A 13,567-nucleotide genomic window follows, 5' to 3' on the forward strand; every position below is an offset into this window, starting at 1 on the left:
TTCCTGATCTGAGGGAGTCGGGGGCATAATCCCCGGTGGAGGGAATGGTTCACCCCCCCGCAGGCCGCATGGACGGGATCAAGGCAGCACTGCGCTGGACACATGGCTTGTTCCCCGCACATCGGCCGGGTTTTCGCCGATGTGGCAGAGAGGGCCGGTCCCGATCCTATTGCGCCGTCAGGTTACGGGCCTGTTCGAGATGCTGCTGCAGCACCGGCAGGCTGTCGCGGGCATAGCCGATCAGCAGGTCGTTGTCGCCGTTCTCGGCGTATGCGCCGTAGAGCGCGACCGCCGCCTCATGCGCGGCGACCTGACCCTTAGCATAGGCGGCATCGAAGGCGTCTTCTTCCGCGCCCTTGATGACCGCCATCATCCCCGCATGAGGCTCGGCGAGTTCATTGGGGATCAGCAGCCCCTGGTTCGTCGCCATGGCCAGCAGATCGCCGTTGTTGGCCGTGTGGTCGCGGATCATCGTCTCGGCGAAACCCCGGGTGGCGTCGTCCTGCGAACGCTGCAGGGCGAGTTCGCTGGACCGGATCTCGAACACCCCGCCGCTGGCGGCCCGGTTGACGAAATCCTGCGCGATGATCCCCTGCGCGCCGCCGGCAGGAACCTCCTGCGCGATGGCGGGGGCAAGGCCCGCCAGCGCGAGGACCGCGGAAAGGACAAGCGTTCTCATGGTTTTTCCTTCACGCAAGGGGGCGGTTTCACCGCTTGGCGGTGGGATCGCCCGCCGCCGCGCGGTCGAGGAAGTCGCGGGTGGTGCCCGGCAGATGGGTGCTCAGCCATTCGGCCATGGCGATTTCCTCCTGCAGGTTCTGCTGGCAGACCTGCGCCACCTTTGTCTCGCCCAGATGCTCGGCCGCGGCGATCAGCGCGGTGTAGGAGGCGATCTCCATCTGCTCGAAGGTGTAGCTGACGAGCGAGCCCTTCATGATCTCGTCGCCGGCGAAGGCGCCGCCCACGGCCTGCGCGGTCGCCATCAGCTTGGCGCCCGTGTCCTTCAGCATCGAGGTGCCCTCGTCCATGCCTTCGAGGCATTCCTTGAGGCGGGCGGCCTGCCCCTGGGTTTCCCGGATATGCTGGCGGATGCGCTGTTCCAGGTCGGGATAGTTGTCGATCCGCTCGGCCTGCGCGGTCAGCATGGCCTCGGCCTGTTCTTCCATGGCATGGGCGTCGCGCAGCCAGGTCACAAGCCAGCTTCGTGCTTCGTCGGACATGTCCTTGATCTCCTGTGTTGCTGGACCTTTCCGGTCCGGGAGGCGGCCCCGGGGCGGAGGGCGTCCCTCCGCCCCGGGGCGCGGCAGGATCACTCCTCGCCTTGGCCCTCGCTCTCGCCCTCGGCTTCGCGGTTGGCCTGTTCGGCGATCCGGCTCAGCAGTTCGTCGGCGCGCTTTTCTTCCTCGAGGCTTTCGTTCAGCAGCCCGGCGGCGTCCTGCAGGCCGAGCTGTTCGGCCCAGGTCCGCAGGGTGCCGTAGCGGGCGATCTCGTAATGCTCCATCGCCTGGGCGCCGGCGATCAGCACGGCATCGGCGGCGTTGCTGTCCTTGAACTCCTCCAGATCATCCTCAAGCTCGGCCGACAGCCCCTGGATGCTTTCGCAGGTCTTGCCGCGGGCGGGCTTGCCGAGGATCTCGAACACCTGCTGCAACCGCTCGATCTGGTTCTCGCTTTCCCCGGCGTGGTTCTGCAGCGCCTCGGCGAGTTCAGGGTTCTGCGCGGCCTTCGCTGCCTTTTTCAGCGCACGGACCGAGGCGCGCTCGGCAAAGAGCACGTCCTTCAGCCCGGCATGGAAAGCGTCTTCAAGGGTCTTGGTGGTCGCCACGGCGATGTCCTTTCGGTCGGGAACGGATTGCCTTGGCAACGGTCACTCGTCCGAAAGGTTGCGGGGGATCCGCATGAAATTTTTTGCTGCCCGCAGGGGAACCCCGATCGCGACTTTCCGATTGCTTCCCGGGGATGCCGGGAGGTTGCGAACCGGGTGCGGCGAAGGAGCGCGGGATGAAGACGCTGAAACCCTTGTCGGAACAGGTCATGGTCGTCACCGGCGCGTCAAGCGGCATCGGACTGGCCACCGCGCGGATGGCGGCGGCGCGGGGCGCAAGGGTCGTGCTGGCCGCGCAGTCTGCAGGGGTGCTGGACGACGTGGCGCGCGGGATCGAGGCCGAGGGCGGGCAGGCGCTGGCGGTGCCGACCGATGTCGCCGACCGGGCGCAGGTCGAGGCGCTGGCGCAGGCGGCCGTGGCGCGGTTCGGGCGGATCGACACATGGATCAACGACGCGGGCGTGTCGATCTGGGGGCGGATCGACAGGACGCCCGAGGCCGACATGCGCCAGTTGTTCGAGATCAACTTCTGGGGCGTCGTCCATGGCAGCCTTGTCGCCCTGCCGCATCTGAAGGGCAGCAGGGGGGCGCTGATCAACGTGGGCAGCCTGGGGTCGGATTACGCCCTGCCGCTGCAGGGGGTCTATTCGGCCTCGAAACATGCGGTCAAAGGCTTCACTGACGCCCTGCGGGCCGAGTTGAAGCACGAGGGCGCGGGCGTGACCGTCACGCTGGTCAAGCCCGCCGGGATCGGCACGCCCCTGGCGCGGCACGCCCGCAACCTAATCGGGCGCGAGGCAAAGGTTCCGCCGCCGATCTACAGCCCGCGCGAGGCTGCCCGCGTCATCCTGCGGGCCGCGACCCGCCCGATGCGGGACGCCTTCGTGGGCGGCGCGGGTCCGATGATGAGCGCAGGTGCCGCGCTGGCCCCGCGGCTGATGGACGCTATCGGCGCGACGGTGCTTTACGGCATCCAGCAGGGCAAGGGACCGCCCCAGCCGGGCGACAACCTGCATGGCGGGCTGGCCGAGGGGCAGGAGCGCGACATGGCGGCCTCGGCCATGGCCCGCCCGAGCCTTTATTCCCGCGCGACCAACAGTTCCGCCACGCCGCTGCTGGCAATGGGGGCCGCGCTGGGCGCCATGGCGCTGATGGGACGCCGGAGGTAAGGGAAAAGGGCGGCAAGGGCGCTGGGCTGGCCCCTGTCCGGCGGGTGTCGCGCTGCAGCCGCACCGGGTCATGCAGGTCAGAAAAACAGCACACGCCTGCGTGAACCATTGGCCTCGCGCGGTTGTTACAGGACGGTGACATCTTCAGCGAAAGGCCGACCCGCTTGCGTGGCTTCATCATCAACAAGCCGGTCTTCATCGGCTCTGTCGCGATCACCGGCCTTTTCGTGGCGGTCGGCGTGCTTCTGCCCGGACAGGCGGAGGCCATCTTCACGGGCGTGCAAAGCTGGACGCTGGCCTCCTTCGGCTGGCTCTACCTGCTGTCGGTGGCGATCTTCCTGGGCGCGGTCGTTTTCTTCGCGGCAAGCCGCTATGGCAACATCCGGCTCGGCCCCGACGAATCCACCCCGGATTTCCCCTACCTGTCCTGGTGCGCGATGCTGTTCGCGGCGGGCATGGGCATCGGGCTGATGTATTTCGGCGTGGGCGAGCCGATGACGCATTACGCCGCCCCGCCCGACGCCGCCCCGCTGACGGTCGCGGCCCAGCGGCAGGCGATGAGCATTACCTTCTTCCATTACGGCCTGCACGCCTGGGCGATCTATGCCGTGGTCGGGCTGTCGCTGGCCTATTTCGGTCATCGCTACAACCTGCCGCTGACGATCCGCTCGGGGCTTTATCCGCTGCTGAAGGAACGGATCAACGGTCCCATCGGCCATGCGGTGGACATCTTCGCCATCTGCGGGACGCTGTTCGGGGTCGCGACCTCGATGGGCTTCGGCGTGCTGCAGATCAACGCGGGGCTGGAACATCTTTTCGGCATTCCCAACAACGTCATGGTGCAGCTTGTCCTGATCGCGATCGTCACCACGGCGGCCACGATCTCGGTCGTGACGGGGGTGGACAAGGGCATCCGCATTCTCAGCGAACTGAACCTGATATTCGCCATCCTGCTGATGGTCTTCGTGCTGGCGGTGGGACCGACGGGGCTGCTGATGCGCGACCTCGTGCAGAACGTGGGCTTCTACCTCGACACCTTCCTGCTGCGGACCTTCAACATCTACGCCTATGAGCCGAAGCCCTGGATCGACGCCTGGACGCTGTTCTACTGGTCCTGGTGGATTTCCTGGTCGCCATTCGTAGGGATGTTCATCGCCCGCATCTCGCGCGGGCGGACGGTGCGCGAATTCGTGGTGGCGGTGCTGTGCGTGCCCGTGGGCTTCACCTTCCTCTGGATGACGGTTTTCGGCAACACCGCGCTGTTTCTGGATACCACGGTCGCGGATGGGGCGCTGTCCGCCGCCGTGGCCGCGGACATGTCGGTGGCGCTGTTCCAGTTCTTCGAGTACCTGCCGATGCCGGCGATCACCTCGACCCTCGCGGTGGTGCTGATCGCGGTGTTCTTCGTGACCTCCTGCGATTCCGGCTCGCTGGTGGTGGACACCATCGCGGCCGGGGGGCGCACCGATACCTCTGCGATGCAGCGGGTGTTCTGGTGCGCGCTGGAAGCCGTGGTTGCAGGTGTTCTGCTGCTGGCAGGGGGCCTGGGCGCGCTGCAGTCGGCGACCATCGCCTCCGCCCTGCCCTTCACGCTGATCATGCTGGTGCTGATCTGGGGGCTGGCCAAGGGGATGCGGGCGGATGTAGCGCAGCACCAGATGGGCAAGTCCCTGGCCGCCCGCCGGGCCGAGCCCGCGACCGGGCCATCCTGGGAACGGCGGCTGGCGATGATGCTGGACGCACCGACCCAGGCCGATGCCGAGCATCACATCGCCCGCACCGTTGTGCCGGCGCTGCGCGAGGTCGCCGCCGAACTGACGCGGCGGGGCCTTGGCGCCAGCGTCACCTCCGGCAACGGCGAGGATGCGGCGGTGCTGAAGGTTCCCTCGCCCAACAGCCGCGATTTCGTCTACGGAGTAAAGCCCGCCAGCCGCGCGGTCGCCGCCTTCACCATGCCCGATGCCGCCGATCCCGAACTGCGCCATGAGGCGCGGACTTTCTTCAGCGACGGCAGCCAGGGCTATGACCTGATGGGCATGACGTCCGACCAGATCATCTCGGACGTGCTGGCGCAGTTCGAACGCTACCTGCAGCTTGTCCGCCTGCCGGAAACGGCCCTGCTGGTCGGCGCCCCCGAGCATGAGCCGGAGGCGCCGTCGAAGGAATAGCTCAGGCGGTGATCCGCTCGATTGTCAGGCTGACGTTGGTGTAAACGCAGATCTCCGCCGCGATCGCCATGGCGCGGCGGGCGACCTCCTCGGCGCCCAGGTCGCTGTCCATTAGCCCCCGCGCCGCAGCCAGGGCGAAGTTCCCGCCCGAGCCGATGGCGGCGACGTCATGTTCGGGTTCCAGCACGTCGCCCGCGCCGGTCACGACATAGACCTGCGCCCCGTCGGTCACGATAAGCATTGCTTCAAGGTTGCGCAGGTACTTGTCGGTGCGCCAGTCCTTGGCCAGTTCCACGCAGGCGCGCTGCAACTGCCCCGGCGCGGATTCCAGCTTGCGCTCCAGCCGCTCCAGCAGGGTGAAGGCGTCGGCGGTGGAACCCGCGAAGCCCACCACCACGTCGCGGCCGCCCGGCGACAGGCGGCGGACCTTGCGGGCCGTGCCCTTCATCACCGTCTGCCCGACGCTGACCTGCCCGTCGCCGGCGACGACGACCTCATTGCCGCGGCGCACCGCCAGGATCGTGGTCATGCTGTGTCCTCATCATTAGTCCTGCGGGGCCGAGATATGGCCGGGCGCGGGCTTCCGCAACGCGGGGGGCGCGATTAGACCTGCGGCATGGCCCCAACCCTTCGCGTTCATCTTCACGGCGGAATGCTGCGCAATGCGCGGGCCGGGACCTTCCCCGCCATGGCGGTGCTGGCCCGCGCCGTCGAGGCACAGGGCTGGCGCGTGAGCTTCGAGCCTGCCTCGCCCGAGGCCTACCAGACCGCGCCACCGCCGGGCGACTATGCGCTGCTTCACATGAAGCAGCCGCTGCATCCCCGCACCCTGACGCTGCGGCGGGCCTATCACTATCCCTTCTGGCGGATCGAGCAGGTGGCCGAACGCTGGCGCTTTGCCGTGGCGCAGGCGCGGTTCGATCCGGCCGAGGTCGATGGCAACGAAGCCGCCGGTTTTGTCCGCCGCCTGCGCCGGCGGGTGCTGCCGGGACCTGAACCCCGGCGCGGCGACCACATCCTCGTGCCATTGCAGGGTCATATCCGTCGCATGCGTTCGTTCCAGACCATGAGCCCGGTCGAGATGCTGGACGCGGTGTGCCGCACCGGGCGTCCGGTTATGGCGACCCTGCACCCGTCCGAACGTTACGATGACGCGGACCACGCCGCGCTGGCGGCGCTGGCGCGGCGGCACCCTGACCTCTCCATTGGCGGCGATACCATGGCGCTGTTGCGCGACTGCGCATTCGTCGCCACCCAGAACAGCGCCGTGGCCCTTGACGGCATGATCCTCGGCAAGCCCGCGGTGCTTTTCGCGCAGATCGACTTTCACCATGCGGCGCTGAACGTGGCCGAGATGGGGGCCGAGGCGGCACTTGCGGCGGCGGCCGAGGCGCGGCCGGACCTCGACCGCTATCTTTACTGGTTTCTCAAGCTGCAGGCGATCGACGCGCAGGACCCCGACGCGGGCGCGCGGATGCTGGCCGCGATGCGCCGCGGCGGCTGGCCGATCTGAGGGCTTGCGCCGCCCCGGCCCCATCCGCAAAGTCGCCATCGAGTGAAAAGGCGAGGGGCGTGCATGTCGGAACGGGTGGTCATCGTGGGCGCGGGGCAGGGCGGCCTGCAGGTCGCGGCGAGCCTCAGGCAGGATGGCTTCGCGGGAACGATCACCCTGATCGGGGACGAGCCGGGATTGCCCTACCAGCGCCCGCCGCTTTCCAAGGCCTACATGAAGGACGGCGAGGACAGCCGGCTGGCCCTGAAGCCCGCGTCCTTCTTCGAGACGGCCGCGGTGGATTATCGTCCGCAGACCATCGTCGCCGGCATCGACCGGCAGGCGGGCGAGGTCGTGCTGGACGGCGGCGCGCGGCTGGGCTTCGACCATCTGGTGCTGGCGACCGGCGCCCGCAACCTGCGCCCGCCCCTGCCGGGGCTGGACCTGCCCGGCGTCCACGAGTTGCGCGGCCTTGCCGACGCGGCCCGCCTGCGCGACGCCGTGGCCGGGGCAAGGCGCGCGGCGGTGATCGGCGGCGGATTCATCGGGCTGGAGTTCGCGGCCGTGGCCGCCGCCGCCGGCCTGCAGGTCACGGTGATCGAGGCCGCCGACCGCCTGATGTCCCGCGCGGTCACGCCCCCGATCTCGCAGCGCTTTCTTGACTTCCACTGGGATGCGGGGGTCGAGGTCCGCCTGTCCTCGCTGGGCCGGGGCATCACTGGGACCACGCAGGCCGAGGGCGTCGAGCTTGCCGATGGCAGCACCGTTCCCGCCGATCTTGTCCTTCTCGCCGTCGGCGTCCGCCCGAACAGCGAGCTTGCCGCCGAGGCCGGCCTGCCCGTCGCCAACGGCATCGTCGTGGACGGTCACCTGCGGACCGGGGACCCCCGCATCTTCGCCGTCGGCGACTGCGCCAGTTTTCCTCTGAACGGCATCGCCACCCGGCTTGAGTCGGTGCAGGCCGCCGCCGACCATGCCCGCCACGTCGCCCGAACGATCACCGGCGCGGATCAGCCGCCCTATGACGCGCTGCCGTGGTTCTGGTCTGACCAAGGTCCGCTCAAGCTGCAGATCGCCGGGCTTTCCACCGGCTGGGACGACACCCATGTGCTGACCGACGCGAGCGGTGCCGTGGACACCAGCTTCGTGTTCCGCGCGGGCCGGCTGATCGCGGTCGAGACGGTGAACCAGGCCGGCCGCCACATGGCCGCCCGCAAGCTCCTTGCCGGAGCGCCGCTGATGCGCGATGAGCTTGCGGTCGCGGACTGGGATCTGCGCGCCGTCCTCACCGCCCGGGGGTGAGGCCGCGTTGCGGAGGGCAAGCGGAAGGCGGCGGACTGTCGCTCGCCTGCCGCGCTGAAATCAGCCCATCGGCCTCATCCGGCGCGGAAACGCTCATGGCGGCTGTGTCCTGATCCGCCTCCTCTGCGCGCGCTCGGGAACCACCGAGATATCCGGGCGAAGATGAACGGGGTCGCGTGGGTCCGGTTCGGTCGTCGGGTCGCTCGGTCAGTCCGCAAGCTCCGTCGGCGCGTGGCCCTCAGGCAGTTCCAGTTCGATCACCCACAGGTCGGGATCGGTCGCGCGGCGACGGCGGGCCGCCGCGTCGATCTCGCGCGGCGAGCCCTCAAGCTGCATCACCCAAGGCCGCGCGTCGGTCATCGGGTCATAGTCCTGCCCCCACAGCTCGGCCCGGCCACCCGGCCGCACCACCGTCAGGCAGATCGCGCCCGCGGTGTCGTCGCCGCGGTGGATCACGTAAGCCCCACGGCTTTCCAGATCCGCCCGCCGCAGCAGTGCCGCGACCCGCAGCCCGGCCGTCAGCCGCGGCTGCATCATTTGCCGTCGCGGAAATCGAGCCCCATTTCGGTATAGCGCTCGGCCTCGTCCAGCCAGTTCTCGCGCAGGACCACGCGCAGGAACAGATGCACGGGGCGGCCCATGAACTCGACCAGTTCTTCGCGGGCGGCGCGGCTGACGGCCTTGATCGTCTCGCCGCCCTTGCCCAGCACGATGCCCTTGTGGCCGGCGCGGCTGACGTAAACGATCTGGTCGATGCGGGCGCTGCCGTCCTGCCGCTCCTCCCAGTTCTCGGTTTCCACCGTCAACTGGTAGGGGATTTCCTCATGCAGTCGCAGGGTCAGCTTTTCCCGCGTGATCTCGGCCGCGATCATCCGCATCGGCAGGTCGGCAATCTGGTCCTCGGGGTATAGCCACGGGCCTTCCGGCACCTCGCCAGCAAGCCAGTCCATCAGGTCGCCCGTGCCATGCCCGCGTTCGGCCGAGATCATGAAGGTGCGGACGAAGGGAAAAGCCTCGTTCATCCGCTGGGACAGGGCCAGCAGTTCCTCGGCCTTCACCCGGTCGATCTTGTTGATCGCCAGCGCCACGGGATGCCCGCCCGCCTTCTCGGCCAGCGCGTCGAGGATCGCCTGCACACCGTCCGTCAGCCCGCGATGCGCCTCGATCAGCAGCACGACGATGTCGGCGTCTGCCGCCCCCCCCCAGGCCGCCGCCACCATCGAGCGGTCGAGCCTGCGCCGCGGCCGGAAGATGCCGGGCGTGTCCACGAAGACGATCTGGCTTTGCCCGTGCATGGCGATGCCCCGGATGCGGGCGCGGGTCGTCTGCACCTTGTGGGTGACGATCGAGACCTTGGCCCCGACCATCCGGTTCAGCAGCGTGGATTTCCCGGCGTTCGGTTCGCCGATCAGGGCCACGAAGCCGGCGCGGGTCGGGCCTTCGGGCGCCTGCTCGGGTGCGGTCTCGTTCTCGGTCATGCGTTATCCCCGATCTTGTCCAGCATAACGCTGGCGGCGGCCTGTTCGATGCTGCGCTTGGTGCCGGTGCCGCTGGCCTCGGCCTGCCGCCCGTCGTCCAGCCGCACGATGATGCGGAAATGCGGCGCGTGGTCGGGGCCGGAGCGGTCTGCCACCTCGTAGGCGGGCGGACCCATGCCCTTGGCCTGCGCCCATTCCTGCAGCGCCGTCTTGGGATTGAAGGCCGCTTCCTCGGCCCCCGCGATCCGCGCGCCCCAGAGGCGCAGGATCATCGCCCGCGCCGCCTCGAACCCGGCGTCGATATAGACGGCGGCGATCACCGCCTCCATCGCGTCGCCCAGCAGCGCGTCCTTGCGCCGACCTCCGGTCATCATCTCGGACCGGCCGAGCTTCAGCACATCCCCCAGCCCGATCTGGCGGGCGATCTCGGCGCAGGTCTCGCCCCGCACCAGCGCGTTCAGGCGCGGGGCCAACTGGCCCTCGGTCGCGCCCCGGTCGGCCTTCAGCAAGGCTTCGGCGATGGTCAGGCCCAGCACCCGGTCGCCCAGGAACTCCAACCGCTGGTTGTCGGGCCGGGTGGCCGAGGAGAGGCTGCCATGCGTCAGCGCCCGGACCAGCAGCGCTGGATCGGCAAAGTCGTGACCCAGCCGCGCCGAGAAACCGGCAAGCTCGGCCGACAGCTTCACCGCGCCACCTCAGTGGACCCCATGAAAGAAGCGGTCGCCCCGCCAGGTCCAGAAATACAGCAGCGACGAGCCCGCCGAGGAGAACATCACCCGGTCGGCGCGGCCGATCAGGAACTCGGCCGGCACGAAGCCGAGGCCACCGGCAATGGCCGGCACCCGGCTGTCTTCCGAATTGTCGCGGTTGTCGCCCATGAAGAAATAGGTCCCCGCCGGCACGGTGAAGACCGGCGTGTCGTCCAGCGGCCAGTTGTCCACGAGGTTCAGCACGTCATGGCTGCGCCCTTCGGGCAGCGTCTCGGTGAAGCGCGGCGTCTCGCAGGGGCCACCCTCGGCCACCGGCTCGTTGGTGCAGCGGGGCAGGGTGCGGGCAGGGCCTTGGGGCAGCTTCGGTTCGACGAAGATGCCGTTGGGGGTCTGCGGCACGGGCTGGCCGTTCAGGATCACCTGGCCGTTCCGCATCTGCACCGTGTCGCCGGGCAGGCCGATCACCCGCTTGATGAAATCGACGCCCCGCGTCGGATGGCGGAACACCACCACGTCGCCGCGCTCGGGGTCGGACCCGAGGATGCGGCCGTCGATGGGACAGAGCGCGAAGGGGCAGGAATAGCGCGAATAGCCATAGGCCATCTTGTTGACGAACAGGAAGTCGCCGATCAGCAGCGTGTCCTTCATCGAGCCCGAGGGAATCCAGAAGGGCTGGAAGAACAGGGTGCGGAAAATGCCCGCGATGACCAGCGCCCAGAAGACGGTCTTCACCGTTTCCCAGATTCCGCCTTCCTTCTGCGCCGTCTTCGTGCGGGCCATGCTGTCTCTCGTCCAATGATCGGGGGGTTCTTGGGCGCGGGGGACGGGTGAAGTCAAGCCGAACCACGCCGAACCCGCGCGGGCGTGAACGTCAGCCGGGTTCCGGCAGCGCCTCGATCACCACGAAGGCCTGCGCCCAGGGGTGGTCGTCGGTCAGCGTCACATGGACAATGGCGCGGTGGCCGGGCGGGGTCATGGCCGCCAGCCGGTCCGCCGCCCAGCCGGTCAGGGCCATGGTGGGCTGGCCAGAACGAAGGTTGTCCACCGCCATGTCCCGCCAGGCGATGCCCATCGCCAGCCCGGTGCCCAGCGCCTTGCTGCAGGCCTCCTTCGCCGCCCAGCGCTTGGCCAGCGTCGCCGCCTCATGCGGACGGCGAGCGGCGCGGGCGAGTTCGCGTTCGGTGAACACCCGGTTGCGGAAGCGGTCGCCATAGCGGTCCAGAACGCCGGCGATGCGGTCGATGTTGCAAAGGTCGGTGCCGATGCCGAGGATCATGGGGTGTCCCGGCAGCTGGACGGCGAAGGTTTCACGGCGAAATCCCGGCTGCGATGGCGCCAGTGTTCTGGTCGATTGTCACGCGCAGCCTCGCCGGCGCTCCCCCGCCCGTATCGGGATCGTAGCGTTCCGCCGGGATTGTCAGCGTCAGGCCCTTCGCCAGATCATAATCCGCGCTGCGCGCCGCGAAATCGAGATTGTAAAAGCCGCTTCCTTCTTCCAGCGACACCCGGCGGCACTGACGCATCCCGGTTTCGTCGCGAGGCGGAGAGATCACCATGAGGTGCAGCGCCGCCCCGGCCGGTTCGACATTGTCGAACAGCGCGACGCGGATCGCGCCCTCAGCATAGGTGGCGGCGTTTTCTCCCCACGGCTCGACGAGGTAGCGGGCGTTCACGGCCCCGTCGCAGGGACCGACATGGGCGGCGAGGCCCGCAGAGGGCAGCACTGCAAGGGTCAACGCGGCCACTAGCTTCATGCCGTGAGCCCGCGCGCCGTGTCCATGCGCGCCCGCATTTCCCGGATCGCGGCGTCAAGGCCGGTGAAGATCGCTTCCGAGATCAGGAAATGGCCGATGTTCAGTTCGCGCAGTTCGGGGATGGCGGCGATGGGGCCGACCGTATCGAAGGTCAGGCCATGCCCCGCGTGCACTTCCAGCCCCAGCGAGGCGGCGAGGCGCGCGCCTTCGGCGAGGCCCGCCAGTTCGGCATCGCGGGCGGCGTGGTCGCCCTCGGTGTCCAGGTCGCAATAGGCGCCGGTGTGCAGTTCCACTACCGCCGCACCGATGCGGGCGGCGGCCTCGATTTGGGCGGGGTCGTGGCCGATGAACAGCGACAGGCGGCTGCCCGCCTCGCGCAGGGGGGCGATGAACTCGGCCAGGCGCTGCTCGTCGCCTGCCACGTCCAGGCCGCCCTCGGTCGTGCGCTCCTCGCGCTTTTCGGGGACGATGCAGACGGCGTGGGGGCGATGGCGGAGCGCGATGGCCTGCATTTCCGCGGTCGCCGCCATTTCCAGGTTCAGGGGGACGTGCAGCGCCTCGGACAGGCGGGCGATGTCCTCGTCCGAGATGTGGCGGCGGTCTTCGCGCAGATGGGCGGTGATGCCGTCGGCACCGGCCTCCTGCGCCAGCAATGCCGCGCGCAGGGGATCGGGCCAGGGAGAGCCGCGCGCGTTCCGCACGGTGGCCACATGGTCGATGTTGACGCCCAGTCGCAGCATGACGGTTCCCCCTGATGTCCGCGGCCGAGCCTAGCCCTGCGGCGTGGCCGAGGGTAGCCCCGTGATGGTCCGGGTGGCGCGCGCCCACCAGCCGGGGTTCGCGGCGAGGATGGCGCGCGCGGCGGCTTCGGCCGAGGGCGCATCCGCGAAGATGCCGAAGCAGGTGGCGCCGGAACCCGACATCCGCGCCAGCCGGGCGCCTTGCGCGGTCAACGCCGCAAGGCAGTCGGCGATGACCGGCCGCAGTGTCAGGGCGGGCGGCTGCAGATCGTTGCGGGTGCCGCCAAGCCAGCCCAGCAGCGTCCCGGCATCCGCAAGGGCGGGCAGGTCCGGCAGGGGCGGTCCATCGCGCCGTTCCAGCGCGTCGAAGACGGCGGGCGTCGGCGTCTCGACGCGCGGGTTCACCAGCACCAGATGCAGGCTGGGCAGGTCGACGGGCGTGATCCGCTCGCCCACGCCCTGCATCCGCAGGGGGCGGCTGAGCAGGCAGGCGGGCAGGTCCGCGCCCAGCGCCTCGGGGCGTTCAGGCACCCGCTCCAGCGCCCGCAGCACCGCCGCCGCGTCCGCCGTGCCGCCGCCGATGCCCGAGGCGGGCGGCAGGTGCTTGTCCAGCACCACCACTGCCTCGGTGCCCACGTGGCGCAGGGCGCGCAGGCACAGGTTGTCCTCGCCCGCCGGCACCGCATCGGCGAAGGGGCCGGTGACGGTCAGCGAGGGCGGGCCGGGCGAAACCGTCACCCGGTCGCCCAGTTCGGTGAAGACCACCAGCGAATCGAGCAGGTGATAGCCATCCGCCCGCCGCCCGGTGACATGCAGGGCAAGGTTGATCTTGGCAGGGGCGGGTTCGATGCGGGTCATGGGCGCAAGGGCGGGCCGAGGACCCGCTTCGGACAGGGAAGGACGGGAGTTCATCCGGTCAGCCTCATGGA

At 69.2% G+C, this 13,567-nt stretch carries 16 protein-coding genes; 4 read left to right on the plus strand and 12 right to left on the minus strand.

Annotated elements, in window-relative coordinates; translation table 11 throughout:
• Positions 1-166 precede the first annotated feature (166 nt).
• The 3 genes from JGR78_RS13685 to JGR78_RS13695 form a co-directional block, all read right to left on the minus strand.
• Entirely contained in the window at positions 167-679 is a 513-nt protein-coding gene (locus JGR78_RS13685) for a DUF4142 domain-containing protein (protein ID WP_182793144.1), read from the minus strand.
• Positions 680-707: 28 nt separating this feature from the next.
• On the minus strand, positions 708-1,220 hold the full coding sequence (locus tag JGR78_RS13690) for a ferritin-like domain-containing protein (RefSeq protein ID WP_182793143.1): 513 nt from the start codon (positions 1,218-1,220) through the stop codon (positions 708-710).
• An 89-nt stretch (positions 1,221-1,309) separates the two neighbouring features.
• Positions 1,310-1,825, minus strand: a complete 516-nt coding sequence (locus JGR78_RS13695) for a ferritin-like domain-containing protein (RefSeq protein WP_182793142.1) — start codon at positions 1,823-1,825, stop codon at positions 1,310-1,312.
• Between the two features lie 176 nt (positions 1,826-2,001).
• Here JGR78_RS13695 and JGR78_RS13700 point away from each other — a divergent pair, with 176 nt between their 5' ends.
• Together JGR78_RS13700 and JGR78_RS13705 are read left to right on the plus strand one after the other, a co-directional pair.
• The gene (locus JGR78_RS13700) at positions 2,002-2,994 is read left to right on the plus strand and encodes an SDR family oxidoreductase (protein WP_182804521.1); all 993 of its coding nucleotides are present in this window, start codon (positions 2,002-2,004) and stop codon (positions 2,992-2,994) included.
• Positions 2,995-3,158: 164 nt separating this feature from the next.
• The gene (locus tag JGR78_RS13705) at positions 3,159-5,162 is read left to right on the plus strand and encodes a BCCT family transporter (protein WP_182804519.1); all 2,004 of its coding nucleotides are present in this window, start codon (positions 3,159-3,161) and stop codon (positions 5,160-5,162) included.
• 1 nt (position 5,163) lies between these two features.
• Here the strand turns inward: JGR78_RS13705 and hslV are convergent, their stop codons facing one another.
• Positions 5,164-5,691 carry an ATP-dependent protease subunit HslV gene (gene hslV / locus JGR78_RS13710; protein WP_182793139.1) on the minus strand — a complete coding sequence of 176 codons (528 nt, stop codon included), beginning with the start codon at positions 5,689-5,691 and terminating at the stop codon, positions 5,164-5,166.
• Positions 5,692-5,778: 87 nt separating this feature from the next.
• Between hslV and JGR78_RS13715 the strand changes: the two genes are divergently transcribed.
• Both JGR78_RS13715 and JGR78_RS13720 read left to right on the plus strand, forming a co-directional pair.
• A complete protein-coding gene (locus tag JGR78_RS13715) occupies positions 5,779-6,675 on the plus strand; it encodes a hypothetical protein (protein WP_182793138.1) in 897 nt (298 codons plus the stop codon).
• A 63-nt stretch (positions 6,676-6,738) separates the two neighbouring features.
• The gene (locus JGR78_RS13720) at positions 6,739-7,956 is read left to right on the plus strand and encodes an NAD(P)/FAD-dependent oxidoreductase (RefSeq protein ID WP_182793137.1); all 1,218 of its coding nucleotides are present in this window, start codon (positions 6,739-6,741) and stop codon (positions 7,954-7,956) included.
• 207 nt (positions 7,957-8,163) lie between these two features.
• On the opposite strand, the gene JGR78_RS13725 is transcribed toward JGR78_RS13720, so the two are convergent.
• From JGR78_RS13725 to JGR78_RS13760, 8 genes are all read right to left on the minus strand, one after another.
• Entirely contained in the window at positions 8,164-8,493 is a 330-nt protein-coding gene (locus JGR78_RS13725) for a DUF1491 family protein (protein WP_182793136.1), read from the minus strand.
• On the minus strand, positions 8,490-9,434 hold the full coding sequence (gene era / locus JGR78_RS13730) for a GTPase Era (RefSeq protein ID WP_182793135.1): 945 nt from the start codon (positions 9,432-9,434) through the stop codon (positions 8,490-8,492). Before era ends, JGR78_RS13725 begins: the two co-directional genes overlap by 4 nt.
• Positions 9,431-10,120, minus strand: coding sequence for a ribonuclease III (gene rnc, locus JGR78_RS13735; RefSeq protein ID WP_182793134.1), 690 nt, complete (start codon positions 10,118-10,120; stop codon positions 9,431-9,433). The genes era and rnc overlap by 4 nt, the downstream gene beginning before the upstream one ends.
• A gap of 9 nt (positions 10,121-10,129) precedes the next feature.
• Complete coding sequence (gene lepB / locus JGR78_RS13740; protein ID WP_182793133.1) at positions 10,130-10,924, minus strand: signal peptidase I; 795 nt, start codon at positions 10,922-10,924, stop codon at positions 10,130-10,132.
• Positions 10,925-11,015: 91 nt separating this feature from the next.
• Positions 11,016-11,420: a holo-ACP synthase gene (gene acpS / locus JGR78_RS13745; RefSeq protein WP_182793132.1), complete on the minus strand. Its 405-nt coding sequence runs from the start codon at positions 11,418-11,420 to the stop codon at positions 11,016-11,018.
• 31 nt (positions 11,421-11,451) lie between these two features.
• The gene (locus JGR78_RS13750) at positions 11,452-11,898 is read right to left on the minus strand and encodes a hypothetical protein (RefSeq protein ID WP_182793131.1); all 447 of its coding nucleotides are present in this window, start codon (positions 11,896-11,898) and stop codon (positions 11,452-11,454) included.
• Entirely contained in the window at positions 11,895-12,638 is a 744-nt protein-coding gene (locus tag JGR78_RS13755; RefSeq protein WP_182793130.1) for a pyridoxine 5'-phosphate synthase, read from the minus strand. The genes JGR78_RS13750 and JGR78_RS13755 overlap by 4 nt, the downstream gene beginning before the upstream one ends.
• A gap of 30 nt (positions 12,639-12,668) precedes the next feature.
• Positions 12,669-13,550: a 4-(cytidine 5'-diphospho)-2-C-methyl-D-erythritol kinase gene (locus tag JGR78_RS13760; RefSeq protein ID WP_234450757.1), complete on the minus strand. Its 882-nt coding sequence runs from the start codon at positions 13,548-13,550 to the stop codon at positions 12,669-12,671.
• Between the last annotated feature and the right edge of the window lie 17 nt (positions 13,551-13,567).

Origin of the sequence: Paracoccus sp. MC1862, assembly GCF_016617715.1 — a bacterium.
Lineage (GTDB): Bacteria > Pseudomonadota > Alphaproteobacteria > Rhodobacterales > Rhodobacteraceae > Paracoccus.